Here is a 25,818-nt window from a genome sequence, read left to right as displayed (position 1 = left end):
GCCAGCCGTATGGACATCATCCTCGTCCGGGTCGCCGCGTACACGGTCGCGTTCACCGTCATCGGCTCGGTTGCCACCGTCGTCGGCGTGCTGGCCTCCCGGCCCGTCACCGGAGATGCGGCCCCGATCGCCTGGGCCCTGGCCGGTATCGCAATGGCCATCCTCCTCGGAGTCGGTATCGACCACCTGACCACCCGGATCCTGCATCGCGTCCCCATAAACGCCGCATCCACACAACCCCGCGACGAAGGGACGTCATGAGCCGCCCCGACACCCCGCACCCGCATCCCCTGACCCCGGCCGATCTCCTGGAGGGAGATGAGCGGGCGTACGGCTGACCAGACTGCCACCTGCCCATCCAGGGCGGGCGCGCAGGGCTGGCCGCACACCGCAGCACCGTCCACCACGGCCGTGACGACCCCCGGCGCCGCATCACCATCCAGCTCGACCTCTGAGCCGCCCCGCCTCACAGCGTGACGGACGCTCCGTGCCGCCCGGCGCTTCCGCACCACGGAGACCCGGGCGGTCGCGGTGGCCCCTCAAGCACTGGCACGGAGAGGAGATGGGCGTCATGGCGCGCACCGAGTTCTACGAGGTCGACGTCCCGATACACGACACCACCAACCCGGCCCGCAAGGGTTTTGTGACTGAGCGTTTCACTTGGCCAGTGAGCGGTTGACTTGGCCAGCCGAGTGTTCGCCATCTGCATCGATGCCTCGACGGTGACGCACGTCTTCCAGCAGCGGTCCGCGCAGCGCACCGAGCAAAACTCGCGTCAGGAACGGCTGCGCCAGGAGCGGTTGGACACTTACGGCACCTACTCCGGCCTGTTGGTCAACTTCCGCCGGGCCATTCTGCACCACTGGTTCTGCGTGCACGAGGGCAATGACGCCGACGACGAAGTCGCCCTGCGCAGACTCTCGTTCGAGCTGCGCTCCAGCACCGAGCACGCCCTGTACCCCCTCCAACTGATCACTGACGATCCCGAGCTGGCCACCGTCGCGGCCGACGCCTTCACGGCGATCGGCAAGATCGATCGCGCAGCGAACCGCGCCGACGTGGTCGTCTGTCGGGATGCGACCCAGGAGCTGATCAACACCTTCGTCTCGACGGCACGCCGGCACGTCTAACGAGCTCGTGCACGGTAGGCGGGGAGGCGTCGAGGATGGCGGGGGGGCTCGGTGTTCACATCTGCCGCGCCGAAGTCAGGTCCGCGGTTTGCTGGTGGGACAGCAGGCCGGCGACGGCCTGGACGGTGTCGCTCATGTGCTCGCGGCGGCCGAGGTGGCGGGTCAGAGCTCGCCAGTTCTTCAGGTGAGCGATGCCGTGCTCGACGCGGATGCGTCGTGAGGAATGTGCCTTCCGCTGCCGCTCGTACATCTCCCCGTACCAGTCCGGAGCGTTCTTCTTGAACTTGCGGTGCGGCGGTGTCACCACCTGACCGCTGGTCTGTGCGCCCAGGCCCTGGTAGCCGGCATCGGCGAGAATTTCCACGGCGGGCCCGTCGGCCAGGAGCTTGACCAGCCCTGACTGGCGAGCGTGGGTAATGTCCGCGCAGCTTCCGGGCTTGGTCGGGCTGCAGAACAGCACCCGGCCGTCCCCGTCCGTGAGCACCGTGGTCTTGACGGCGTTCTGCTTGCTCTTGCCGGAGATGAACTTGTCGCGGTCCTTGCGCCTGGCGGCCGGCCGCCGGACCTGGATCTCGGTGCCGTCCACGATCCCGGTCCTACCGTCGGAGCCGAGGTGGTCGACGACCTCGGCCAGCGTCCGCAACCGCACGCCGGGACTGACGGTGCAGCCTCGCTCGGCGAGCAGGGGCCGCACCTCACCGACGGCGCGGGTGATGGTGGAGCGGTCCACGCCAAACCAGCAGGCGAGCACGTCGTGTGTGGCCCCGTGACGGGGGTGCACGAGGGTGGCCAGGAGCCGGTCGACGAAGACCAGCCGGTGCTTCGCGCCGGCGCCTACGGCCCGCTTCCGCTGCCTGGACGCAAGCCTGGCCTGATGCCGTTCATGCCACAACGGGCCCAGCTCGGCCACGAGTTCAGCGATCACGCCGGCCGACAGGCCAGTGATCCTCCGGTCGCTGATGATCGCTGCACGAGACGCGTTCCCCACCACACGACCATGATCGACGATCAGGAGCTCGACGCCTCCCCGCCTACCGTGCACGAGCTCGATAGTGCCGGGACAAACTCGCCCTGACCTTGGAGATCGTCAAGCACACCGATGGCATCGCGGGGTTCGTGGTGCTGCCCAGGCGCTGGGTGGCCGGGCGCACGTTCGCGTGGCTGATGAACTCCCGCGTCTGGCCCGGAACTACGAAGCCCTGCTCGCCACCGGCGAGGCGATGAGCCGGTGGCCGACGGTCACGCAGATGAGCCGGCGTCCGGGACGGCCAGTGTGCGCCGGCGGGCACTCACCGCCCCCGACGCCTCCAGGAGGAGCCCCCCGCGCTCCGCAGGCGCCGGGCATTCGACCGCAGTCCCTCGACTTTCGCGGCGTCGCATCAAGGCCCAGATCCACCGCGATCTCCTTGGCCCGAAACGGTCCGTCGCCCGTAGATCGCTGCTGGTCCAGCACACCCAGAATGCACTGATAGTCCGGCGCCACAACCGTCACAGGCAGCCCTTGCCACCAAGGCGGCACCGTCGACCCTTGCGCCGGCGCGAGCGACAGCACCGCTTTCTCCTCGGCCTCCGACCCGGCGCTGGTCTCGGCAGCCGAGGCTGCCAGGGCCTCGACCAGCTCTTCCCGCGCGATCACCCGCCGGTCCAGTTCGATCTCGGCGGCCTCCAACACCTCAGCCCACCCGGTGACTTCCTCCCGTAGCCCTTCCACCCGCACACCGACCGCTGTCTCCCGCTCCTCCAGCATTCCCAGCACTGACGCCATCGCGCGCCCCTCGCTCACTGTCCAGAAACAAGACGCCGCATGCTTCTCTCATTCCGAGCTACACCATGCCTGACCAGCAAAATCAACGGATCAGTTCTGTTGAGATACGGCGTCTCAGGCCAGAGCCACCCTGTATCAAGGGTTGATGAGCGTCATGTCCTGGGCCATGGCTCCAACATTGGTGCGGCATGGTGGGATGGTTTCGCCAGCGGTAGTGAGCGTAGGGCGACGGCGTACGCCGGAGCGTCCTGCGTGGATTTTCAGGTGACGGCGTACATGTATCACGCCTCTTTTCGAAACTCCAGCGACCAGTCTCTTACGCATTCGATCGTAAAGAGTTGCGAAGTGACCTTCCGGGATACGGGGAGGGTGTCGTCGTCCCGGTTTTCGCACGATGGTGCGGTCGTTTCCCGCTTTACGTCTCACTCTGTTGGCCGAGCGCGGTAAGGGCGCGCTAGGGTCGCGTCGGAGAGGTCCCGGGCCAAGGCTGGCTACCGACAGGCCGGGACCCCTCCGCATTTTGAACCGTCGTCAATTCCACAGAGGGAAACCGATGACCGATCGCAATGTTGTGTCCGGCACCGTGGTGTCTGGAGCACGCGTGGAAGGTAGCAGCGGCAGCGGATATTACGCACGCCTGCGTGCCTTCGCTGTCACGCTCAGCTTGGGCCCCATTGTCGTACTGGCCCTGGCCTGCGTTCTTCAGGGTTCCGGCTGGCCAGCCGCAGGGTGTGTGGCGTTCGCGGCGGTCGCAGCTGCCGCAGCCGGCAGGTCCCGGCTCGAATACTTCTGGGCGCGCCTGGACTGAACCAGTGCCGTGGGCCCCGAGCATGGCCCCGGCACCCACCGCACGCCGGAAGCCAAAGTGAGCGGGCCGGCCAGGAAGGGAAAAGTGGTGGCAGATAGTTCGACGCAGCCGGACAGGTGCGCGATGTGCTCCGGTCCGTTGGTACAGAAGGTGGGCGCCGGGCGGCGGCGCCGGTACTGCGGCATCGCCTGCCGCCGACGTGCGCAGAGGCAGCGGCGGGCTAGCCAGACGAAATTCGTTGAGCAACAGGGCCCGTTGGGCAGTGCAGTTGCTGCGGAGGTCCATCGCCTGGCGGGTCAGCTGGTGGACAGCGAGATGCGTCAGGAGGAGCTGGGAACGCTGCTGGAGCGCGCTGAGGCGATCCGCCGGGAGCTGGATATCTACACCGCTGCTGCGGTTCAGGACGCCCGGCACCGGGGTGAGAAATGGGAGGCTGTGGCCCGCGCCGCGCATGTAGCGCCGGAGACGGCCCGGGCACGGTGGGGGCCGGAGCGGGTCGCCCGGATGATGGTGCTGCACGCCAACGACAAGCAGGCTGCTCCCACTCGGTGGCGCGCGGCGCGGTCCGTGCCCGCCGGGGAGGGATGGGAGAACGCGGGCGGTGACCGGCGGGAGGCGGCCGGCCCGGTGGGCATGCTCGCTTCGGCACTGACCCAGTTGCAGATCGCGAGCGGCAAGACGATCCGCGAGGTGGCGGATCTGGCCATGCTGTCGCCGTCGTTCATCTCGCGGGTCCTGTCCGGGGACCGGCTTCCGACTTGGGACCTGGTGTGTGCGCTGAGCAAGATTTTCGGCTCCGACCCGGCGGAGCTGCGGGTGCTGTTCGAAGCGGCCCACGGGATGACGGTGCCGCAGCGGCAGCCTGCCCCTGCTGCCATTGAGCAGTTGCATGCGGCGGTGCGGGGGCTGTATCGGGCGGCGAAGTCGCCGAGCCCTGAACGGATTGAAATGCTGAGCGGCAGGGCGGTGAGCGCCAAGGAGGCTCGGCTCGTACTGTCGGGCCGCGACGTGCCCGACTGGGGGGTGCTGTCTGCTCTGGTGTGCACGCTGGGGGGGCGGCCCTCGGAAGTGAAACCGCTGTGGGAGGCGGTGCACTACGCGTTCTTGATGGTCGACGACCCCGGTCTGCCCGACGGCATCGCGCACGTCGCATTGCCGGAGGCGGAGCAGTGACTGCGTCCCGGAGCGCACCCCTTAGCAGCGGGGCGCCCTGTGTCCCCGCCGACGTAAGGAGAACTGCGGATCTGCAGCGCGGCGGCCTGCGGGTGGAGCGGTCTGCGGTGGCTGCTTTCGCGGCTTTCCGTGAACGCCTTTACGAGCCCTACTTGCAGTATTCGGCGTTGCGGATCGGCCAGTACGGAGCGGCGGAGAGAGCTGTGGCCGCGGCCTTCACCGAGCTCGCGGTGTCATGGACCAAGGTCTTGGGCAGCTCCGGGCCGGCCGCTGTCGCCTGGGACATCCTCCATGATCATATCGATCAGGCACTCGGCGGGCATCTTCACCCTTGCCCGTTCGGCCGGCCTGTGCGCTCTCTTCATCTGGAGGTCCAGGTGCTGCACCGCCGGCTGCTGCTCAGTTCGGAACGGATCGCGGAGGTGCTGGGCATACCGGTGGAGGATGTGTGCGGGCTGCTGCTTCCGTCGGGGCCCCGAGGGGGTGACAAACAGCCATTTCACAGCACACCGATGTGACCCACCTCATACACTGTGCTGTCACGGCGTCAGGTGACGTCTCGTGACGAGGCCGGAGGGGGCACGGGTGAATTTGCCGTATGGAGTGGACGTATCGGTTCCGAGTGTGGCCCGCATGTACGACAGCCTCCTTGGCGGCAAGGACAACTACCCCGCAGACCGTGCCGCCTGCGAGGAGCTGCTCACACAGGTGCCCAGCATGCGGGAACTGGCGCTGAACAACCGGCAGTTCCTGCGCCGGGTGGTGCACACCTTGGCGGCAGACTTCGGGATCCGCCAGTTCATCGACCACGGCTCAGGGCTGCCCACACAGGACAACGTCCACGAGGTCGCGCAGCGCGTCGCCCCGGCGTCCCGGGTGGTGTACGTCGACAACGACCCCATCGTCCGTGCCATGGGCAGTGCCTTGCTGGAGACCAACGAACGCACCGCAGTACTCCAGGCCGACATGCGCGACACCGACGCCATCTTCGCCAGCGAGCCCGTACGCCGCCTCATTAACTGGGACGAGCCGGTGGCCGCATTGTTCGTCTCTGTACTGCACTGCATCCCGGACGACAGCGGGCCCGGCGACCTGATCGCACGCGTAGCCGACAGACTGCCGCCCGGCAGCATGATGGTCGTGTGCCAACTCGTCAGCGACAACCAGGCAGTCCGTGACTTCGTCACAGAGTTCATGGACGCACAGACCCAGGGCCACTGGGGCCGCGTACGCGAGAAGGCCGACGTCCAGGCCTTCTGCACGCCGCTGGATCTCGTCGACCCGGGGCTGACAGAGGTGTCAGCCTGGCGGCCGCAGAACGACGACGTCCCCCAGCAACTGACGTGGGAATGGGAGGAATACGGAGGCGTGGGCTTCGTCAGGCACTGAGCCGCCGCCGCTTCCCGAAGAGAGGCGGTTGCGGCCAATTACCGCCAGGTGTCGAGGGCCTCCTGCAGCAGTGACGGAGTCTGGTCTGCGGGAGTTGCAACGCCGCACAGATGGTTCAGCACAGCCTGGTACCGCTCGGACTCCGCAGGCTTCTCACGGTAGACAGCGCCCTCGTACTGCTCCAGGTACACCATGTCCGGCAGGTAGTCAGGAGCGAAGAACCGAAGGTGCACGATCGGGTGCCCGATCGCGCCGGCGGCTCCCACGGACAAAGGGGCGATGTGCAGGCGCAGACGGTAGCGCAGTTCCTCCAGCAGCGTGAGCAAGTGGGTGATCTGCCGATACATGACGCCGGGGGTTCCGACCTGGCGGCGGAAGACCTCGGAGTCCATCACAGCGATCAGGCTCGGCGGGTCGGTTTCGCGGCGCAGCATCTCGATGCGAGCACGTCGCATGCGGACCCGTTCCTCGATCTCCTTGGCCGGCATGGTGGGATGGGTGGCCCGGATGACGATCTCGGCGTACTCCTCGGTCTGCAGCCAGCCCGGCACCAACTGCGGCTCGTAGGAGATGATCCGCTGTGCCGCCGGCTCCATCGCGAGCAGCGGGCGCAAGCTGCTCGGTGCGGCATGGGCGAAAGGCTGCCACGCTTCGGGATTGGCCGCCTCGTTCACCAGGACCGCGATCCGCTGGCGCTCCGCCGGGTCGCGCACACCATACTCATCCAGCAGGCGCACGACCTCTGCGGGCTTCAGCGATGCGAGTCCCGTCTCCATGCGGCTGATCGTGGATTCGGAGGCACCGATGCATCGAGCCGCCTGGCGGGTCCCCACACACGCGTGGTCGCGGCAGCGCCTGAGGTGGCCCGCAAGCGCTTTGCGGTGCGCGGCCGAGCCCCACTCCGGGCGGTGCGGGAAACCGAGAATGGAAGGCGCCTTCTGTTCGGCTGCCATACCGGGTGCTCCTATCGACTGTTCAGAGAGCCCGAGTATGGCAGCCGACTATCAAGCATGTCAGGAAGTGGCCATAAATCTACGCTCTGTCACGCGAGAGCGAAGTCGAACTCCCCGTCCCTGACTCCCGCGAAGAAGGCTGCAACCTCCTCCCCCGTATACACAAGGGCCGGCCCGTCCGGGAATCGGGAGTTCCGCACGGCCACACCGCCATCAGGCAGGCGAGCGACTTCCACACAGTTCCCGTTGCCCCCGCTGTGGCGGCTCTTGCGCCACGCGACCCCCTCAATCATGCCTGCACTGACGCCGTTTTCTACCCGCTGCATTCCTATTCGCGCCTCTCCGAGTCCCGCCCGGCCAGCACCGCCCCGAAGGAAGCCATGACCGACCAGGTGTGCGAATTCCTTAGTCCTGCAATTGCAGAACCACACTTGCAGGAACGATGAACAGGCCGGAATAGTGACGGTCAAGACGGCACGCCAGGCTCGAGAGGGCAAACAAACTCCGAGGGACGGACGATGACGCCACCTCACAACCGCGACAATCAGCCACTCTTCCCAGCCGAGACTGCCAACAGCCCGGAGCGGCAGCTCTTCCGCGGCGCGCCGGCCGCGTGGACCCCCAACCTTGCCGTGCGCACAGGCCTGGGAAGCACCCCATTTGCCGCGAGACAGATCCCGCCCACGACCAAGTGCTGCTACGTAGCACGACAGTTCACCCGCCAGACACTGCGCCGCTGGGGCCTGAACAGCATCTGCGACGACACCGTGCAGGTCGCTTCCGAACTCGTCGCGAACGCAGTCCGCCACGGTCAGACACGCGCCATCGCATCAGGCACCCCGCAGACTGCCGTATGGCTTGCCCTCACCCTGCGCCCGCGCACCCTGCTGTGTGTGGTCCGCGACCCAAGCCAGCGCCGGCCGCGCCTCACCTGCCCGCCACCCCTGGCTGAACAGCACCGCGGACTTCCCATCGTCAACGCCCTGAGCACGACCTGGGGCTGGACCGACGACCAACAAACCGACGGGAAGTCCGTATGGGCCCGTCTATCACTCCCGGAAGACTGAAAACCACTCTGCCCACACCCGGTCACTGCCTGCTCCAACTCTGACCTGCGGGACGACCGCACCCTCGGCAGAAGACAGATCCAGGGCGACCTAGTGCTCTGACCGAGAAGGTTCACCGGCTTGCGGAGGTCCCGGCGTTGGTCAGCGAGCGCCGTACGGAGTGACAGGCGATCCGCTTGATCCCGGCCGGGATGAAATAGGGGCGGTGCGGGAGTTGAGTGTCGCGACAGGGCGGCCAGTAATCGTCGCGTCGCCCTCGGACTGCCGTCGAAAGGCAACCCATGCCCCTGCTGGGCCTCGGTGTTTCTCTTCAACAGCGCTGGCCGCTCGACGACGGAGCCAGCGTGCTCCGCGCCGCACGCCACGCTGAAGACCTAGGCTTCGACCACGTTGCGGTCGGCAACCGTCTACTGGACAGCGGTTTCGGCCTCGACACGGACCCGCTGGTTCTGCTGTCGGCCGTCGCCGGGGCGACGACGCGCCTGCAACTGCTGACGTCCGTACTCGTCGCGCCGTACTACCCGGCGCTGGTGCTCGCCAACCAGGCAGCCACGCTGGATGTCGTATCCGGAGGACGCTTGATCCTGGGCGTGGGCACCGGCTGGAATCCTGACGAATTCGCCGCCGTCGGGGTACCCGCCCGTGAACGGGGTGCACGTACCGACGACCACCTCGCCGCTGCCAAGGCCCTGTGGGCCCGGCGCCCCGCAGACTTCGACGGGCCGTTCACGACACTGCACCAGGCGCACTTGGGAGTGCCTCCGGTCACCACCGGCGGTCCGCCCATGTGGGTTGGCGGACACAGCGACGCTGCCCTGCGCCGTGCGCTGCGGTTCGGCGACGGCTGGTACGGCACAGGCGCCGACGCCGTGGAGATCACCGACGTCCGGCGCCGCTTGCGTGACCTCGCCGAGGCACAAGACGCCGATCGTCTGACGCTCGCGTCGGCCGCGTTCCTTACTCCGCCGGGTCTGCCCGCGGCGGTTCCGCCACCGGGACGACCACTGGCGGCACTACGCCCACTGCAGAGAGCGTTGCCGACGACCTCGGTCGGCTCGCCGAGGCAGGGCTTGCCGCTTGCACCCTGTGGCTGCCTGTCGCGGCTGAACATGTCGAGAAGGCCATGGAGTGGGTCGCAGCCGAGGTGGCACCGCGGCTCACCTGATGCCGTGGCTGGAAAGACCCCCAGTTTGATCAAGCTGCCGCTTCGGGGACGTCCGCCCTAGCCGGTTCGCGGATGGCGTACGGCTCCGCCGAGAGCCTGCCAACCCGCGGGTTCATGGCGAAGGAGGCCATGGCGTCGATACAAGCGGCCGATCCGGGCCTGAGCGTACGGAAGGCCGGGGCCTGCTCCACTCCCGTCTCGTCACCGCCAAAGGACCTGCAGCCAGGGCCGAGCTCGCCGGGAGTGAGAAGCCGTTGCTCGAGCTGGCGGGCGGTCAGCTGGAGCATGCCCGAGCCCGCAGCCGGAACGGACGACCAGTTCCTCCTCGTCACCGACACCGCCAACCAGCAGCACCGCCCCGGAGCGCCGCGCCCCTGCCCTTCCCGGCCGGGCGCGGCGCTCTGCCAACCGCGCGGGCATGTGTCGGCCGTGGGGAACCCTGTGACAAGATCCGCTGGCATGTCATCTGTCATGTCGTCTGCCATGCCTTCGTCGTCCACGCGCCCCTCAAGAACCCGTCGCCGTCTGCTGGTCGCCCTGCTCGCCCTGCTCGCGACAGCAGGCTCCACCGTGGCCGAGGCCGGCACGCCGTCCGGCCCGGCGCCCGGCGCCGCGGTGAGAGCGGCCGAACCCGCGACGCCCGACCGCCCCAGCTACGACGTGAAGCTGCGCGCCGACGCCGACGGCTCCCACTGGACGGGCCGGCAGACGGTGTCCTTCCGCAACGCCTCCAGCCGGCCCCTGCGTGAGGTGTACATACGCCTGTGGGGCAATGGCGAGGACGGCTGCGGGACATCCGGAAGACCGTCCCCCGTCCGCGTCTCCCACGTGCGCGGCGGCACTCCGGGCCGCCCCGGCGTGAAGTGCACGGCGCTGCGCATCGCTCTGCCGAGGCCGCTCGCACGCGGTGAGCGGACGGCCGTCTCCTTCGACGTGGCCCTCACCGTGCCCGCACGCAACAACCGCTTCGGCCGCGAAGGCGCGTTCCGCTTCCTGGGCAACGCGCTGCCGGTCCTCGCCGTGCACGACGCAAGGGGGTGGCACCTCGATCCGTATGTGTCGTACGGCGAGAGCTTCTACACCCTGGCGAGCGACTTCCGGGTGCGCCTCGACCACCCGACCGCCCTCAAGGTCCCGGCGACCGGCAGCACATGGACCCGCCCCGGCGGTACCGGGCATTCGGTCACGTACAGCGTCGCCAAGCGGGTGCGGGACTTCGCATGGGCGGCGGGCCCGTTCCGCACCGCGACCCAGACCTCGCCCGACGGCGTGCGCGTGAAGTCGTACTGGTCGCCGAACACGCCCGCCGCCGGTGTCCGCCTCAACCGCAAGGACGCCGTCGCCGCCATCGACCGGTTCGGCAGGGAGTTCGGCCGCTATCCGTACGGCGAGATAGACCTCGTGATGACCCCCGGGTTCGCCGGCGGCATGGAATACCCCGGCCTGGTCATCCTCGGCACCAAGGAGGAGGGCGGCGCCACGGTCCATGAGATCGCACACCAGTGGTGGTACGGCGTCGTGGGCAACGACGAGTACAACTCACCCTGGCTGGACGAGAGTTTCGCTCAGTACGCCAACGCGCGCTACTACCGCTGGGACGGGTTCGAGTGCTCGCCGGACGACTCTTGGCCGAGCGCCACCGCCGCGCTCACCAACTCGATGGCCTACTGGTCCACACACCGTAGCGAGTACTTCCAGGTCGTGTACGGGATCGGCCCCTGCGTCCTGGCCGACCTGGAGCACGTCCTCGGGGCCGGCACCATGGCGCGCCTCATCAAGAAGTACGCCCACGACCACTGGTACGGCGTCTCCACCACCGCCGACTTCAAGAAGGCCGCACAGTCGATGACGCACAGGGACCTCGCCCCCTTCTGGCGCAAGCACCGCATCCGCTGAAGTCGCACTCCACTCGCGGGTGACGGCCGTACCCCGTCGGCGCCACGACGACGGAGACCGACGGGATACGCGGGCAGGACGGCGTCATTCCAGCGGTGCATCCCGGTTGATGGGGCTTCAGGAACTGAGGCACGGCTGGAGGGTGGCCGGCGGGGGCTGACGCGCAGGCAGGCACAACTTCCGGTGATCACGAAGCGTCGGCAACGCCACGTTCGGCAACAGCTACACGAACGTGGGGAGCCGCGCAGGCGCGCGGTGCGACGGCAGTGTCCGCCGGAACAGTCGGGGAAAAACTGGCGCAGCTCCCGCTGGACCTGCCACGTAACAACTGCAGAAACTGCGGCATCGTCTGCGATGACGCCTGACCGAGCCAGACCACGTGCGGGAACAGCTGGCCGCACCGAAAGGGACAGCCGACACCCTGCACCCCTTCAACCTGGCCCTCGCCCTAGCCTGCGAGAGCGCGGTGGAGGACCTGCACCGTCTCGCGGCGACCGCTGAAGGCGATGAGCGCGCGGCGCTCCGCGAGGTGGTGGCGCCTGTGGTGCGGGCCCTGGCGTGCGTGTGCGCCGGGGCGCCCGGGCAGGCGGCGGCGTTACTGGAACCGCTCGCCAACGTTCTGGAGGGGCTGGGAGGAGTGCGGTGGGAACGGGACCGCAGATGTGGAACATGGGATACAGCAGGGGGTGTGCCGGCCAATGGCCCCTGCTCTCCCCCGCCCCCTGACCCAAGCCGCCCTCACTCCCCCGGCACCTCGCATCCGTGCCCGACGGTACGCGCCGGCGGGTGCCGTCCGACCCTGCGTGTGTGCGGGGACTCATCGGCTGGCCTGGGTGACGCCGCTCGCCAGCTGCCCCAGGAGGTCGGGAGCCACCCCCGCGGGCGCGGGGACGACTGCCTGCCGCTCCGCGAGGTGCGACAGCCGCTCGAGCTACCCCCGCGGGCGCAGGGACGACACGACCACACCCGCCACCACGCGGCCCCCCGCGTTCTCGCCTTCGCCAAGCTCGACGAGGCCGCGCCCACGCCCGGCTCAACGACGCCCGCGCCGCCGTCGCCGCGCTCGCCGCTTCCGAACGGCTCCTGAAACGCGCTGACACCGCCCTCGGCGGCGAACCCTCGTGGATCAGCTCCTACACGCCGGCCCGCACGGCCGCCGACGCCATCGAGATCCACCGGGACCTGAACCTGCCCGATGCCGCGCTGCGCTGGAACCGGCGCACCGCCCCGATGCCCGCCCATCAGCGGATCGTTGGTCCGATATGCCGCTAACTGACGTGCAGTGGGCGCGTGTCGAGCCTTTGCTTCCCGACCGGACGCCGAAGCCAGGTGGCCGATGGCGGGACCACCATGAGGTGATCGACGCGATCGCCTTCAAGTTCCAGACCGGAACGCAGTGGGTCCACCTGCCGGAAAAGTACGGCAACTGGCGGGGCGTCTATAACCGGTTGCGAATGTGGGCCGCCGACGACACCTCGGAGCGCGTGTTCATCGCGCTAATGGCTCAAGCCGACGCCGAGGAGGACCTGGCCTGGGCTGTGTCGGTGGACTCCACGATCGTGCGAGCTCATCAGCACGCGGCCGGGGCCCTGGCTGGCGAACCGGCCGACCATGCCATCGTCCGGTCCCGCGGCGGGTTAACCACAAAGATCCACATCGCATCCGACGGGCGCTGTCGACCCCTCGCGTTCACTCTCACCCCAGCCAGGCCGGCGACGCCCCCGCCTTCACTGAAATCATGGCCCGTCTGCGCGTTCCCCGCCGCCGAGGACGGCCCCGCACCAGGCCCGACATGGTCTTGGCCGACAAGGCGTACTCCTCCCGCGCGATCCAAGACCATCTGCGCAAACGTGGCATCCGCGCGGTGATCCCTGTTCCGGCAGACCAACAACGTCACCGACTGCGTCGAGGAAGTCAGGGCGGCAGGCCACCGGTCTTCGACCGCCAGACCTACAAGCAGCGCAACACCGTCGAGCGGTGCATCAACCGCCTCAAACAGTGGCGTGGCATCGCGACCCGCTATGAGAAGACCGCGACCATCTACCTTGCCGGACTCCACATTGCCGGCATCCTTCTCTGGTCCGCCCGCTCACCATCGTCTACTCGACTTGAACCGCCAGCCGTTCAGCAACGACGAGCAGATGGCCGCTCATGCCATGAATGGACGGATCGCTGGCAGTCCTATAGGCGACGTTGAGCAGTCGCTGGTAGGCGTCGGGGTCTCGTTGTGCAAGAGCAGCGACTTCCGGCTGCGCCCAAGCCAGGATGCCCTGGGAAGCGAGCAGGCGCAGCACACGGAACCCATGGTCCTCGAAGAGCGCCGCGACGTCGTCAGGGCGGGTGAGGTATCCACCGGTGAAGCGTCCGGGCCGCGGGTCGTCGTAACGGCCTTCGTTCACTCCTTGGTGGCGACGGCCACGAGGCGCGCGGGCGCATCGCCCTCCAGCAAGGCGCTCACGTATTCGATGGCCTCCGCGGGCGAGAGCACAGGCAGCCTTTGGCGCAGTGTCCGCACAGCATGCATGCGTCCGCGACGCGCGCCAGTTGCTCGACATCGACACCGGTCCGCATGCCGTGCGCGACGGCGACGGCCACCCTCCCGCCGGCGTGCGCGACGGAGACATCCAGTTCGGGAGAGTCGAGCGGCCGCGGCCGGCCGTGGTGGCCGAAACAGTCCGGGCACCGGCGTTCGACACGGACGTCGCCGGGTGCGGTGCCCGCGTGCCGTCCCAGCGCGACGCGCAGCACGGCGGCGGTGACGAATTCGGCAGCTAGCACATCGCTTCGATACTGTGTAAGGCGATTTTTTTCTTCGGATGAAAGAATTCGGAAGAATCCGCTCAGATCTCCCAATACCGACGCCCACCAGACGACGACATGCCCGCCGGTAAGAGGGTAGGTGGGTGACGAAATCACCGTTCGACCATAGGAATCCGGCCATCGAAACGCCATGTGGCGCGGATCACTTGTGGCGCGATAATCTCACTGTAAGATTAGGATCACAGGCGATGTGGGCTGGCCAGCCGCACCGACAGACCTTTGGGACCTTTTTACCTCACGCCTTGACTGACCATCAATGACGCATTACGCCCTCCGACTCCGGCGAGGATGTGACGGGGAGATAGTGCCTTGAGTGTATCTGTGTCCGACATGCCGCAATACGCGGTTGTCGTGAATGAGGAAGAACAGTTTTCCATCTGGAGGTCGGGACGGGAAGTCCCGTCCGGCTGGCGGCAGACCGGCTTCTTCGGGAGCAAGCAGGAGTGTCTGGCACCTATCGCCGAAGTGTGGGTCGACATGCGTCCGGCCTCCCTTCGCGAGGACGTCTGATGATCGCGGTCGGAGACTTGCGGACGCCCCGGCGGGCGTCGCGCGCGGTATTTCGTCGCATGATCTAGGGGGAAGTAGTGTTAGGCGGTCCCGCTGTTTCAGGGATGACTATCGAAGAACGCCGTGAGCTGGAGCAACTCCTGCTCGCAGCCGCGCGAAAGCGGTCGGCGACATCAGTTCGGCCTGTACCCGAGGCGAAGGGGCCGGTGCCCGTCTCCCTCGCCCAACGCTGGCTGTGGTTCTTCTACAAGCTCCGCCCGCACAGCTCGCTCTACCACAGCTCGGCCTGTTTCGAGCTGCTGGGCCCCTGCGACGTCGAGGCCTTGGCCAAAGCGGTCAACGGACTGCTGGTCCGCCATGGCATCTTGCGGACACGCCTGGTGGAGGGTGCGGACGGGGTGCCGCTGCAACACGTGGACACCCCCGGCGCCGACAGCCGCCTCTCCCTTGTGCCGCGCCCTGATGGGCTGACCGACCAGGCCTGGGAGTCCGAGGCCCGCCGACAGCTGACCGCATTCGTCAATCGGCCCTTCGCGCTCGAAGGGGAATGGCCGGTCCGGTTATCCTGGTGGGCACTGGGCGAGCGGCGCAGCGTCATCGCCGTCAGCCTCCACCACATCGCCTCGGACGGGCAGTCGATCGACGTTCTTCTGCGAGACCTCCAGCGTATGTACGCGCGCGCGACAGAAACGCTGGATACACCAATCTTTCCGCTTCCCGTGCAATACGCACATTTCTCTCGCTGGCAAGAGGAGCGGCTGGGGAGCGAGGACTGGAAAAGTCAGATCGCCTATTGGAAGGACCGGATCTCAGGGCTTCCTGATGCGCTGGATATTCCCACGGACAGACCTCGCAGTGCGCGTCAGTCCTTTCGCGGTAACGCGGTGGAGATCACCCTGCCCGAGGACATTAGCCAACGCGTCCGGCGTTTCAGCGCACAGCAGAAGAGCACGGTCTTCACCACGCTGATGGCCGCTTTCCACGTCCTCCTGCACCGGTATAGCGGCGAGGATTCCCTGGCGGTCGGCACACCGGTGTCCGGACGTCGCCGCCCCGAGTACCAGGATCTCGTCGACTTCTTCGTCAACACGCTCGCGATCCGCGCCGATTTCGGCCCGGAGACGACCTATGTCGAACTAGTCCGGCAGGTCAGGGACGAACTGCTCGAAGGGCTCGACCGGCAGGACGTGCCCTTCGACCTCGTGGTGAATCACCTCGGCCTCGGGCGTCAGCTCTCGCACAATCCCGTCTTCCAGCACACGTTCCAGTACAACGCCGGGGGCCCCGCGGAACTCTCGCTGCAGGGCCTGGAATGCCGGCGGGTGTGGCCCGAGCCCCAGGCCAGCGACTTCGACCTATCGATGTACATCAACGAAACGGCCGACGGCTTGACCGGCTGGCTGTCGTACAGCACCGACCTCTTCACCGAGCACACCGCCCAGCGGGTGGTGAGGCACTTCGTCACCCTCGTGGACGAGCTGCTCAGGCACCCGGGACTCCCCGTACGCAACGCGCGGTTCCTCGCCGCGGACGAGCTCCGGGAGCTTCTCGGCGAACTGGCCGGCGGGCCGCGGACCGAGGTGCCACGCCGGTCCCTGCACGACTGCGTCGCCGAACAGGCACGCCGCCGTCCCCACGCACCCGCCGTCATGTACGGGGACGAGACACTCGGCTACGCCGATCTGTGGGAACGCGCCGGCCGCCTGGCTGCGGAACTACGCAGCCGCGGAGTGGGACCCGGTGACGTGGTGGCCCTGTTGCTGCCACCCTCGCCCGCCGTGAGCGTGGCCGTGGTCGGGGTCCTGCGGGCCGGCGCCGCATACCTCGGCGTCGATCCCCGCTTCACTGGCGGCTGGGTGGACCACGCCCTGGCCGACTCCGGGGCCCGCATCGTGGTTACCACACAGGAACTGCGCTCGCGTGGCGGCGGCCTGCCGACGCTGCTCCTGGACCCGCGCCGAGGCGTTTCCCTGAGCGAGCCCGCCGGGGCGCCCGATCCGGTCCACGCGGTGGAGGCGACCCCCCGGCGGCACGACCTGGCCTACGTCGTCTACACCGGCGGTTCCACCGGACGCCCCAAGGGCGTCATGATCGAGCACGGATGCCTGGGAGTCCTTCATCCAGCACGGCATCGCGCCCCTGGCGATGACAGCCGACGACCGGGTGCTCCAGTTCAGCTCACCCAGCTTCGATGCCTCCGTCGAGGAACTCGTGGCGGCCTTCTCGACAGGTGCCACGCTGATCGTCCAGGACGAGAGGTTCGACCTGTCGCCCGTCCGCTTCACCGAGTGGTGCCGGCAGCGCCGCGTCACGGTGCTCGACCTGCCCACCGCGTACTGGCACGAACTCGTCGACGCCGGGACGAGCGCCGCCCTCGCCGCCTGCCCGGACCTGCGTCTGGTCTGCATCGGCGGCGAGGCCGCGGCCCCCGACCGGGCGCGTCGCTGGCAGACCGAGGCGGGCTCACGGGTCCGCCTGTTCAACGGGTACGGCCCCTCCGAGTGCACCATCACCGCCACCTGGACGGACCTGACGGAGACGCAGCTCGGCGACACCGTGCCGGTCGGCCGCCCGGTGGCCCGTGGCGTGGGCGCCACACCGCCGCCTCCGCTGCGCGTGCAGCCGGTGCGGTACGAACGGGACCTCCCCCGCGTCAAGCACGTCGGCCTCTTCGGCACGCTCCACGCCCGGCGCCGGGCCCAGCTCGCCGGAGCCGACGACGCGCTCTTCCACGATGCCGTCGGGCTCGTCTCCGAGGGCCCGACCTGGAACGTGGGCTTCATCCTCGACGGCCAGCTCGTCTGGCCCGACGCGGAAGTCCTGCCCGGCGTCACCATGGCCCTCCTGCGCCAGAGCGGCCACGACCACGTCACCGCCCCAGTCACCGTGGAGCAGGCCCTCACGGCGGAGGCTGCCTTCGCCGCCAACACCGCCGTGGGCGCCCGCGCCATCGCGGGCATCGCGGGCACCGGTCTGGCCACCGACCATCCGCTGCTCAAGGAACTCCAGCGGAGTTACCTGTCCACGGAAGGCGACGTTCTGTGAAGCGCGGTTTCGACCCGGCGCGTCACGGCCGTTGCTCCGGTCCTGCGTCGCTCCACAGTCCGTCCAGGCGGTCTCTCACCCACATCGTCGCCGCATCATCCGGGTTGCTCGCGCCATGCGCGATCTGCGCGGTCAGAGTCGGAACTTGCCACCGGAACGAAGACGGAGCGACAACGGGCACCTCGACAACTGCATGGGCTCTCGGAACATCCCGAGCATGCCCGCCGATCACGCCAGCGCACTGGGAAACTTCAGGATCCCCGACAGAGTCAAGCTGAGAATTGGAAGGCGGCATGACTGTACACGTGCCAGTGCTTCAGGTGTGCGTGCACTCGAGTCGCTGTGCCGTTGCCGCGGTGATCTCCTCGGCCGTGAAGGCGCGCATCAGCCCTGACAGCACCACGCCCGGTCGGCGCCTGAGTGTCGCCGCCGCGCGGGGCTGAAGCCGCCGCAGGACAGGGGCGCCGAGACACGTACGACCTCAGAGCCTGTGTCACATCCCGGGCGAACTCCGACACTTTCCGACTACTCAGATTCATTCCGACTTCGTGGAGAGAGGGACTATGACCAACCGACGGCTCGACGTCTGCCTGATCGGTGCCGGGCCCCGGGGACTTTCGGTCCTGGAACGGCTATGTGCGAACGCGGTGTCGGCCCCCGGCGACCTGGCGATCACCGTACATGTGATCGACCCGTTTCCGCCGGGGGCGGGCCAGGTGTGGCGCACCGACCAGTCCGCGCACCTGTTAATGAACACGGTGGCCTCGCAGGTCACGATGTTCACCGACGAGAGCGTGACGATCGACGGGCCCTTGGTGCCGGGGCCCAGCCTGTACGAGTGGGCGCGCTTCCTCACCCTGATCGGGCCGCTGGACGATCGTCCCTACGACGAGGCGGTGCTCGCCGAGGCCAGAGCGCTCGGCCCGGACTCCTATCCGTCGCGTTCCTTCTACGGCCGCTATCTGGAGTGGGTCTTCCAGCGGGTCGTCAGGACCGCGCCGGGCGCGCTGACCGTCGTCGAGCACCGGGCCCGGGCGGTGGCGCTCGACGACGAGCCCGACGGTACGCAGTGCGTCCTGCTCGACGACGACACGCTGCTCGCCGGTCTGCACGCCGTGGTCCTCGCGCAGGGCCACCTTCCGGTGCGGCCGTCGGCGCGCCAGCGGGAACGGGCACGGTTCGCGCGGGCCCACGGCCTGGGCTACGTCCTGCCCGCCAACCCCGCGGACGTGGACCTGTCGGCGGTGCGGCCCGGGGAGACGGTGGGACTGCTCGGACTCGGCCTCAACTTCTTCGACTACATGGCACTGCTGACGCTCGGCCGCGGCGGGCGGTTCGAGGAGCACGAGGGGCGGCTGCGCTATCTGGCGTCCGGGCGCGAGCCGCGGCTGGTCGCGGGCTCGCGGCGCGGACTGCCGTTCCACTCGCGGGGCGAGAACCAGAAGGGGGCGCACGGCCGGCACGAGCCCGCCGTGCTGACCGCCGAGGTGATCCGCGACCTTCGGCAGCGCGCCCGACGGCACGGCGGGATCGACTTCCGCGCCGCCGTGTGGCCGCTCGTGGCCAAGGAAGTGGAGACCGTGTACTACACGGCGCTGCTGACGGCCGAGGGCCGGCCGTCGGACGCCCGGCAACTGCGCGCCCGCTACCTCGCGGCCCCGCCCGGGAGCGCTCAGGAGAGGCTCCTGCCGGGCGAGTTCGGCATCGGCGCGGACCGGCGCTGGGACTGGGACCGCATCGCCCGGCCGTACGCGGGCCGGGACTTCGCCTCGCCCGAGGACTTCCAGGGCTGGCTCCTGGACTACCTGCGCGCGGACCTGCGCGCCGCGCGGGAGGGCAACGTGGCGGGCCCGCTGAAGTCGGCACTCGACGTCTTGCGCGACCTGCGCAACGAGGTGCGTCTCGTGGTCGATCACGGCGGCCTCACCGGCGACTCCTACCGGCGCGATCTCGACGCCTGGTACACCCCGCTCAACGCGTTCTTGTCGATCGGGCCGCCCGCGCGGCGGATCGAGGAGGCCATCGCCCTCATCGAGGCCGGGGTGTTGCGGGTGCTCGGTCCCGGCGTCCGGGCCGATGCAGACGGGGCGCAGGGCGTGTTCATCCTCGAATCGGGAGCGGTGCCCGGCTCGCTGACCCGGGTCACCACGCTGATCGAGGCGCGACTCCCGCAGACGGATGTGCGGGTGACCGCGGATCCGTTGCTGCGGCACCTGTTGAGCAGCGGACGCTGCCGCAGCTACGAGATCCCGGGCCCCGGCGAGGAGTCGTACGAGACCGGAGGCCTCGCCGTCACCCAGACGCCCTGCCGGCTGATCGACTCCGCAGGAGACGTGCACCCGGGCCTCTTCGCCTTCGGCGTGCCCACCGAGTCCGTGCACTGGGCGACGGCGGCCGGTATCCGCCCGGGGGTCGACTCGGTGACCCTCCAGGACTCGGACGCCATCGCCCGGGCCGTGCTCGCCCTCGCCGACCCAAGTACGCGGCACCACACCCCGATGATCGGAGAACTGACGCGATGAACGTCATCGATGCCGGGCTGCTCAGCCCGGTACGGTCCGGCACCCCCGCCGAGGCCGCGACGTCCGACGAGGCCTGGCTGCAGGCGATGCTCGACGCCGAGGCGGCGCTGGTGCGCGCCCAGGCCGCCCTCGGCAACGTACCGGAACAGGCCGCGCGGGCCATCACGCACTGGGCCCGCGCCGACCACTTCGACCTGCCCGAACTGGCCCGGCGCAGCAGGGGCGCGGCCAACCCAGTGGTGGCCCTGGTCCAGCAGTTCACCGAGCTGCTCACCGCCAAGGCGCCCGAGGCCGCCGACTACGTACATCGAGGCTCCACCAGCCAGGACATCTTCGACACCGCGCTGATGCTGGTGTCGGCCCGCACCCTGGACCTCGTACTGGCCGACCTGGACGGCATCGTCCACTCCCTGCACAGGCTTGCCGCCGAGCACACCGGCACTCTCATGCCGGGCCGTACGCTGGCGATGCACGCGGTACCGACGACGTTCGGGCTCAAAGCGGCCGGCTGGCTGGTCTCGGTGCGCACCGCCGCGGCCCGCCTGCACCGGCTGCGCTCCCAAGATCTCGTCGTCCAGCTCGGCGGCGCCGCTGGCACCTTGGCCGGATACGTCGCCTACGAGCAGCTCCACCGCCAGGAGCGGGGGGAGCCGCCGACGGAGGGCTATGCGCGACAGCTGACCGAGCGGTTCGCCGCGGAGACGGGACTCGTGGCCCCCGAACTGCCCTGGCACAGCCACCGTATGCCCGTCGCCGCCCTGGCCGGCGAACTCGCCCTGGTGGCGGGCGTGCTCGGGAAGATGGCGGTGGATGTGCTCTCCCTGGCCCGGACCGAGGTCGCCGAGGTCGCCGAGCCGGGCGCGGAGGGCCGTGGAGTGTCCTCGGCCATGCCGCAGAAGCGGAATCCGGCCCTGGCCACCCTGATCCGCTCCGCCGCTCTGCAAGTACCCGCTCAGGCCAGCATTCTGACCCAGTGCCTGCTCAGTGAGGACGAGCGCTCGGCCGGAGCCTGGCACGCCGAATGGCAGCCGCTGCGCGAGTGCCTGCGGCTCACGGGCGGCGCCGCCCACACCGCCCGCGAACTGGTGGCAGGCCTCGAGGTGTTCCCCGAGCGCATGCGGTCCAACGTCGACCTGACTGGAGGGCTCATCGTCTCCGAGCGCCTGGCCGCGGCGCTGGCACCGGCCCTCGGCAAGGCAGCCGCCAAGGCCGCCGTCGGCCGGGCCGCCGCGGAGGCGGCCGACAGCGGCGGATCGCTCGTGTCGGCCCTCGCTGCGCAAGACGCGACGCACGGGCCGCTGGACCTCGCGCGCCTCGCGGACCTGCTCGACCCCGCCGCTTACACAGGCGCGGCCGACGAGCTGGTGCGCGGCGCCCTGCGCGAGGCGGACGCATGAGCCGCGGTGAGAGCCGCCGTACAGTGAACTCTTCTCGGTAACGTCTCGTGACGTTTTGTGATCTTCGTTCAGGCGGTGCGGCCGTGTTCGAGCTAGGGTCCGTCTTCAAAGATCCTCAGATGGTGGATCATGGTTGAGTGGTACGCCGTCACGAACTCACCGATCAAGAGTGGGAGTTACTCGCTCCGCTGATACCGCGGGCTGCCACAGGGCGGCCGCGGGTGGAAGACCGGCAGGTCATCAACGGGATGGTCTACAAGATCCGGACCGGTATCTCCTGGCGTGACCTGCCGGAACGCTACGGGCCGTGGAAGACGGTGTACACCCCCTTCCGCCGCTACGCCCTGGACGGCGTGTTCACCCGTGCCCTGCAGCAGATCCAGGCTCGGGCCGACGCGGCCGGTGACATCGACTGGCTGGTGCAGATCGACTCCACCATCGTGCGCGCCCACCAGCACGCCGCCGCCACCGGCCGAAAAGGGGGCTTCACCGGCCGGACGAACCGGACGATCACGCCCTCGGCCGAGCCCGCGGAGGACTGACCACCAAAATCCACCATGCCTGCGACGGCAAAGGCCGCCCTCTCGCCGTGCTGGTCACCCCGGGCCAGCGGCACGACAGCGTCTGCGCGCGCCCTCTTTTGGAACGGATCCGGGTCCCACGCACCGGCCTGGGCCGACCGCGCTGCCGGCCCGACCATGTCATCGCGGACAAGGCCTACAGCTCCCGCGGCTTCCGCGCCTACCTGCGAAAACGCGGCATCGCGCACACCATCCCGGAGAAGACCGACCAACGGCGGCACCGGCACAATCGCGGTCACAGCAGCACGGCATCGCCGGCGAGCGTGCCACCAGCCAGGCCCAGCGCGCCTTCGTCCTGGCCTTCACCGACCCCGACACCGCCGACGACGAGCTCCACCTGGCCGAACAGCTGCTGACGGGACTCGACCTGCGGGCCACCACCTTCACCAGGAAGATCGCCGTCCTCGTCCGGGACGCCGGGGCCATCGGCAGCCTCGAGCCCGTGCGCCTGCTGCGCGCCGACATCACCGACGCCGGCCTGACAGCCGCACAGGCCGCGCTGGAACTGGCTGTCTGCTTCCATCACGCCGTCCAGGACGACCACGACAAGACCAGCGCGGCCATCTCCCGGCTACGCGACCTCACTCGCGGCGGCGAAGCCTACTACGTCGACATCGCCCAGTTCTGGCCGACCTGCCACTCGATCAGGCTTCCGACGCCCAGTGGCTCGACAGCGAACAGCACACCCGCAGCCGCTGGCGTGGCCTGGTCCTCGCCCGGCAGGGGTACCTGCACGCCAGGCACTGAAAGCAGGCAGGGAGGGGCTGTTTACCGCGGGAAACAGCCCCTCCCTGCCTGCTGGGCGTGGTCAGGTGGGATTGAGCGGAGTGATGCCGGTGCCTGCATACAGCTCGGGCTCCAGCGACAGGACCGTCAGCGGCTCTCCCGCCTTGACCGCGTGCCAGGCGATGGCCGCCGCGTGAGCCACCGGCCAGTCCATACTTCTCCAGCCCATCGCGTCCACCGCGTGCACGGCGGTGAACGGAACGTTCTCAGCGAACCGCAGCGACGCCGCGTGCTTGCCGGCGCCGACGTCCTGCCGCTCAGCAGCGACGATGGAGAGCGACGGGATGAGGACGCGGCCGGTGCCACGCGAGGCTTCGACGTAAAGGCCGGTGAAGAAGGGGTCCGCACGGTACAAAGCGATCAGAGCGGTGTGGTCCAGGACGGCCGTGAGGTTCATGCGGCGGCGCCGCCCTGATGGGCGCGGATCTTCGCCCAGGCCTCCTGGCCGACCTGCTGCACCTGCTCGCTGTACTCGATACCCAGCTCACGGGCCGCCTCGACAGCACGCTGCTCACGCTCGGATTCCGTGAGCTCGCGGGAAGCAAGCTCTTCCAGCAGCTCAGTGATGGTGGTGCCGCGCTCTTCAGCAAGAATGCGCAGGCGGTCGCGCACTTCCTCGCTGGTCTTGATACTCGTCGGCTTACTCATACCCGCGATTCTACCGACGGTAGAATCGCGGGGGAATCGGTCGCGTCCATCCAAGCCGTGATCACCGTCGCCTACTGCGGCCACATGTACCCACAACGCGGCACCAGTCCGCCCAGAGGACCTCGCGCGCCGCCAAAGGAAGCTCTCTGCGCGAGCCGAAGGCCAGCGCCTGCGCTCTGCTCAGTCTGCGGCCCGACGGTCGTCGTCCAGGTGACCTATGGCGTAGCCGCGCTCATCCGGGTGACGGGCCAGGCGGGCCATCACCCATGCCGTCCGGGCGTCCATCCCCTCGCCGAAGTCGGCGGCCAGGCGGCGCGCCTGCCAGGTCGTACGCGGGGCGAGGACCCACCGCGCGAGCGGGAAGCGGACGCGGCCGGTGCCGGCTGCCGTCCGGCTCCCCCAGCCGGGGAGGTCCTCGGGGGCGGCGCCGGGGAGGTTCGGGTCGGTCACGATCGCGAGTGTGGCGACGGCCCGGGCACCACGGCGGCCGCCGGGCCAGAGATCACCGGAACGGGCGGCGCTGCCTGGCTTGGGTTGACGGACTGTTCCCTGACAGAGCGGGCCCCCACCGGCCGCTCCGCCACTGGCGCCGCCACCGGTGCCGACGAGCGCGCCCTCCCCCGATCCGTCGACGCCCCCGCCCCCACCTGGCCCGGTTGTGCCGGATGCGGAACCACCACCTGAGCCCGCGCCCCGGCGCTTCCGCTACCGCCGCGGCCCTCGGCACCACCACAACCGGCTGCCCCTCCCCGCCGCCGGACGCGTCGGAGCTGGTGGCCGTTCGGCCGCCGGCGCTGACCCGTACGCGGCCGATGGACAGTCGCGTGAACCCGAAACGTCTGGGCGTCGGCAGCCCGTCCCCGCGCTGACGTCAGGTGCGGATTTGATGGGGCAGTGCGCCCGCCCGGGATTGTTTGTCGCGCCCCGACAAGCCTTCATGGCCGGTTCCTCGTTCCGGTCGCTCTCCGCGCGCCTGGGCGGGCTACTCGGGCGGCACGCGGCCAGTTCTCGTAGAACGGTCGCTCTCCACGTCGGGCCCTCTGGCACCGCGGGTGCGGGGGGTCCTGCCGGTCGCTCCCCACAGGCTTGTCTCGGGCCACCCACCAGTCGCGTCGGTCAGCTGTCACCCCGGTCGCTCCGCACACGCTGGCTCGGATCCGCCCGGTCCCAACCACAACATGAACGTCGGTCGCTCCCCACACGCGTGGCCCGGACGCACCGTCACACCCCGAGGGCTGGCGCGGCCCCAGCGCCTCGCGCACCGCCGACGGCGCCGGCGCCGGCGCCGGCGCCGGCAGCCGCTCGGTGGGCTGGCCCCGGTCGACGACCCGTCGGTGTCGGTGGGCCTGCTGAGCGCCGCCGTGACCGCACTCGGCATGATCGGGCTGTTCTTCATCCCGGCCGCCTGCTCCCGCCAGCTGCCGGACGTCATCCGCCGGCGCGCAGCCGAGCGGCGTGCCGATGCAGGCCGGGCTGCGTTGGACGACGCCTGATTGCCCGGACCGGCGTACGCGGGGGATGCTGCGCGTTCGACCGCGAAGGGGAGAGCGTGTCCGAGTACCACGAAGAGACCGCCAGCGAAGTGTTTTTTCGATCTTGCGGTCGGTGTGGCAGTGGTTGATCTGCACGGACTGGCGGCTATTGGGAAGCGGAAAGGGCTATCTTTCCTTCACCTCGGTACCTCCGCTGCTAGTCAAGGAATAGCCGAGGTATTGCGACTTCTGGTCACGGAGAATCCGATACCGCTGGTGATCTGCTGCGTGTGCTGGCCTTCTGAATCGTGGTAACCCACCTCGAATGACTTCCAAGTGCAGTCTTGAGTCCGAGAGGTTACCTGGATTCGAATGTCGCCAGATGTGGCGCCGTTGCCGAGATCAATGTGCTTGAACCGAAAATACGGCTTGCAGGCATACTGCTCACCCTGGCCGATAATGAGTGGCGTGTCCGTCGATTGCGTCACATCGAAGAGCATGGCGTTGTTCTCTTCGCTGCCTTCAAACTCCTGCACTAGGGTCCGTCTTCAAACGGATCTTGCCCACAGCAGGAACGACGCGAGGGTGACCGCCGCTTCGTAGGAAGCGGCGGTCTTCTCGTATCTGGTCGCGATGCCACGGAAGCCTTTGAGCCGGTTGAAGCAGCGTTCAATGACGTTGCGTCGACGGT

At 68.8% G+C, this 25,818-nt stretch carries 25 protein-coding genes and 4 pseudogenes; 17 read left to right on the top strand and 12 right to left on the bottom strand.

What is annotated here, in order from left to right; all coding sequences use genetic code 11:
* The first annotated feature begins 9 nt into the window (after positions 1–9).
* On the top strand, positions 10–261 hold the full coding sequence (locus tag ACWCV9_RS34720; RefSeq protein ID WP_450792624.1) for a hypothetical protein: 252 nt from the start codon (positions 10–12) through the stop codon (positions 259–261).
* 419 nt (positions 262–680) lie between these two features.
* Complete coding sequence (locus ACWCV9_RS34715) at positions 681–1,130, top strand: hypothetical protein (protein WP_450792622.1); 450 nt, start codon at positions 681–683, stop codon at positions 1,128–1,130.
* Between the two features lie 55 nt (positions 1,131–1,185).
* Here the strand turns inward: ACWCV9_RS34715 and ACWCV9_RS34710 are convergent, their stop codons facing one another.
* Together ACWCV9_RS34710 and ACWCV9_RS34705 are read right to left on the bottom strand one after the other, a co-directional pair.
* Positions 1,186–2,121: a transposase family protein gene (locus ACWCV9_RS34710; protein WP_450792620.1), complete on the bottom strand. Its 936-nt coding sequence runs from the start codon at positions 2,119–2,121 to the stop codon at positions 1,186–1,188.
* A 198-nt stretch (positions 2,122–2,319) separates the two neighbouring features.
* Positions 2,320–2,895: a hypothetical protein gene (locus ACWCV9_RS34705; protein ID WP_450792618.1), complete on the bottom strand. Its 576-nt coding sequence runs from the start codon at positions 2,893–2,895 to the stop codon at positions 2,320–2,322.
* A 1,111-nt stretch (positions 2,896–4,006) separates the two neighbouring features.
* Here ACWCV9_RS34705 and ACWCV9_RS34700 point away from each other — a divergent pair.
* The 3 genes from ACWCV9_RS34700 to ACWCV9_RS34690 all read left to right on the top strand — a co-directional run bounded on the left by ACWCV9_RS34700 (position 4,007) and on the right by ACWCV9_RS34690 (position 6,265).
* A complete protein-coding gene (locus tag ACWCV9_RS34700; protein ID WP_450792616.1) occupies positions 4,007–4,876 on the top strand; it encodes a helix-turn-helix domain-containing protein in 870 nt (289 codons plus the stop codon).
* A 107-nt stretch (positions 4,877–4,983) separates the two neighbouring features.
* The gene (locus tag ACWCV9_RS34695; RefSeq protein ID WP_450792614.1) at positions 4,984–5,394 is read left to right on the top strand and encodes a hypothetical protein; all 411 of its coding nucleotides are present in this window, start codon (positions 4,984–4,986) and stop codon (positions 5,392–5,394) included.
* A 67-nt stretch (positions 5,395–5,461) separates the two neighbouring features.
* Positions 5,462–6,265 (top strand): SAM-dependent methyltransferase, encoded by an 804-nt coding sequence (locus ACWCV9_RS34690; protein WP_450792738.1) that lies wholly within the window; start codon positions 5,462–5,464, stop codon positions 6,263–6,265.
* Positions 6,266–6,303: 38 nt separating this feature from the next.
* Here the strand turns inward: ACWCV9_RS34690 and ACWCV9_RS34685 are convergent, their stop codons facing one another.
* Both ACWCV9_RS34685 and ACWCV9_RS34680 read right to left on the bottom strand, forming a co-directional pair.
* Positions 6,304–7,218: a helix-turn-helix domain-containing protein gene (locus ACWCV9_RS34685; protein WP_450792612.1), complete on the bottom strand. Its 915-nt coding sequence runs from the start codon at positions 7,216–7,218 to the stop codon at positions 6,304–6,306.
* 89 nt (positions 7,219–7,307) lie between these two features.
* Positions 7,308–7,544 carry a DUF397 domain-containing protein gene (locus tag ACWCV9_RS34680; protein ID WP_450792610.1) on the bottom strand — a complete coding sequence of 79 codons (237 nt, stop codon included), beginning with the start codon at positions 7,542–7,544 and terminating at the stop codon, positions 7,308–7,310.
* 192 nt (positions 7,545–7,736) lie between these two features.
* On the opposite strand from ACWCV9_RS34680, the gene ACWCV9_RS34675 reads away from it, so the two are divergent.
* From ACWCV9_RS34675 to ACWCV9_RS34660, 4 genes and pseudogenes are all read left to right on the top strand, one after another.
* On the top strand, positions 7,737–8,285 hold the full coding sequence (locus ACWCV9_RS34675; protein WP_450792608.1) for an ATP-binding protein: 549 nt from the start codon (positions 7,737–7,739) through the stop codon (positions 8,283–8,285).
* Between the two features lie 281 nt (positions 8,286–8,566).
* Positions 8,567–9,511, top strand: coding sequence for a TIGR03619 family F420-dependent LLM class oxidoreductase (locus tag ACWCV9_RS34670; RefSeq protein WP_450792606.1), 945 nt, complete (start codon positions 8,567–8,569; stop codon positions 9,509–9,511).
* Positions 9,512–9,933: 422 nt separating this feature from the next.
* Entirely contained in the window at positions 9,934–11,346 is a 1,413-nt protein-coding gene (locus tag ACWCV9_RS34665) for a M1 family metallopeptidase (protein ID WP_450792604.1), read from the top strand.
* Positions 11,347–12,608: 1,262 nt separating this feature from the next.
* Positions 12,609–13,429: pseudogene (locus tag ACWCV9_RS34660) on the top strand (IS5 family transposase); the annotation flags it as partial.
* A 16-nt stretch (positions 13,430–13,445) separates the two neighbouring features.
* On the opposite strand, the gene ACWCV9_RS34655 reads toward ACWCV9_RS34660, so the two are convergent.
* Entirely contained in the window at positions 13,446–13,745 is a 300-nt protein-coding gene (locus ACWCV9_RS34655) for a hypothetical protein (protein ID WP_450792742.1), read from the bottom strand.
* Positions 13,746–13,800: 55 nt separating this feature from the next.
* A complete protein-coding gene (locus ACWCV9_RS34650) occupies positions 13,801–14,262 on the bottom strand; it encodes a 4'-phosphopantetheinyl transferase family protein (RefSeq protein WP_450792603.1) in 462 nt (153 codons plus the stop codon).
* Positions 14,263–14,496: 234 nt separating this feature from the next.
* On the opposite strand from ACWCV9_RS34650, the gene ACWCV9_RS34645 reads away from it, so the two are divergent.
* From ACWCV9_RS34645 to ACWCV9_RS34615, 7 genes and pseudogenes are all read left to right on the top strand, one after another.
* Positions 14,497–14,676, top strand: a complete 180-nt coding sequence (locus ACWCV9_RS34645) for an MbtH family protein (protein WP_450792736.1) — start codon at positions 14,497–14,499, stop codon at positions 14,674–14,676.
* A 104-nt stretch (positions 14,677–14,780) separates the two neighbouring features.
* Positions 14,781–16,766 (top strand): annotated as a pseudogene (locus tag ACWCV9_RS34640) (condensation domain-containing protein); the annotation flags it as partial.
* A gap of 55 nt (positions 16,767–16,821) precedes the next feature.
* Complete coding sequence (locus ACWCV9_RS34635) at positions 16,822–17,721, top strand: aminotransferase class IV (protein ID WP_450792601.1); 900 nt, start codon at positions 16,822–16,824, stop codon at positions 17,719–17,721.
* A 563-nt stretch (positions 17,722–18,284) separates the two neighbouring features.
* Positions 18,285–20,243 (top strand): FAD/NAD(P)-binding protein, encoded by a 1,959-nt coding sequence (locus tag ACWCV9_RS34630; protein WP_450792599.1) that lies wholly within the window; start codon positions 18,285–18,287, stop codon positions 20,241–20,243.
* Entirely contained in the window at positions 20,240–21,640 is a 1,401-nt protein-coding gene (locus tag ACWCV9_RS34625; RefSeq protein ID WP_450792597.1) for a lyase family protein, read from the top strand. Before ACWCV9_RS34630 ends, ACWCV9_RS34625 begins: the two co-directional genes overlap by 4 nt.
* A 137-nt stretch (positions 21,641–21,777) precedes the next feature.
* On the top strand, positions 21,778–22,182 hold the full coding sequence (locus tag ACWCV9_RS34620) for an IS5 family transposase (protein WP_450792595.1): 405 nt from the start codon (positions 21,778–21,780) through the stop codon (positions 22,180–22,182).
* Positions 22,179–22,382: pseudogene (locus ACWCV9_RS34615) on the top strand (transposase); the annotation flags it as partial. The gene ACWCV9_RS34620 and the pseudogene ACWCV9_RS34615, both read left to right, overlap by 4 nt.
* Before the next feature lie 74 nt (positions 22,383–22,456).
* Here the strand turns inward: ACWCV9_RS34615 and ACWCV9_RS34610 are convergent.
* The 4 genes from ACWCV9_RS34610 to ACWCV9_RS34595 form a co-directional block, all read right to left on the bottom strand.
* Positions 22,457–22,765, bottom strand: a complete 309-nt coding sequence (locus ACWCV9_RS34610; protein WP_450792593.1) for a hypothetical protein — start codon at positions 22,763–22,765, stop codon at positions 22,457–22,459.
* Positions 22,766–23,029: 264 nt separating this feature from the next.
* Positions 23,030–23,404: a PIN domain-containing protein gene (locus ACWCV9_RS34605; RefSeq protein WP_450792591.1), complete on the bottom strand. Its 375-nt coding sequence runs from the start codon at positions 23,402–23,404 to the stop codon at positions 23,030–23,032.
* Positions 23,401–23,655 (bottom strand): hypothetical protein, encoded by a 255-nt coding sequence (locus ACWCV9_RS34600; protein WP_450792589.1) that lies wholly within the window; start codon positions 23,653–23,655, stop codon positions 23,401–23,403. Before ACWCV9_RS34600 ends, ACWCV9_RS34605 begins: the two co-directional genes overlap by 4 nt.
* Positions 23,656–23,835: 180 nt before the next feature.
* Positions 23,836–24,105, bottom strand: a complete 270-nt coding sequence (locus tag ACWCV9_RS34595; protein ID WP_450792587.1) for a hypothetical protein — start codon at positions 24,103–24,105, stop codon at positions 23,836–23,838.
* 728 nt (positions 24,106–24,833) lie between these two features.
* On the opposite strand from ACWCV9_RS34595, the gene ACWCV9_RS34590 reads away from it, so the two are divergent.
* On the top strand, positions 24,834–25,148 hold the full coding sequence (locus ACWCV9_RS34590; protein ID WP_450792585.1) for a hypothetical protein: 315 nt from the start codon (positions 24,834–24,836) through the stop codon (positions 25,146–25,148).
* A gap of 200 nt (positions 25,149–25,348) precedes the next feature.
* Here the strand turns inward: ACWCV9_RS34590 and ACWCV9_RS34585 are convergent, their stop codons facing one another.
* Positions 25,349–25,663, bottom strand: coding sequence for a hypothetical protein (locus tag ACWCV9_RS34585; RefSeq protein ID WP_450792583.1), 315 nt, complete (start codon positions 25,661–25,663; stop codon positions 25,349–25,351).
* 12 nt (positions 25,664–25,675) lie between these two features.
* Positions 25,676–25,818 (bottom strand): annotated as a pseudogene (locus tag ACWCV9_RS34580) (IS5/IS1182 family transposase); the annotation flags it as partial.

The sequence above is a fragment of the Streptomyces sp. NPDC001606 genome, assembly GCF_053596835.1.
This window is presented reverse-complemented; position numbering and strand designations above follow the sequence as displayed.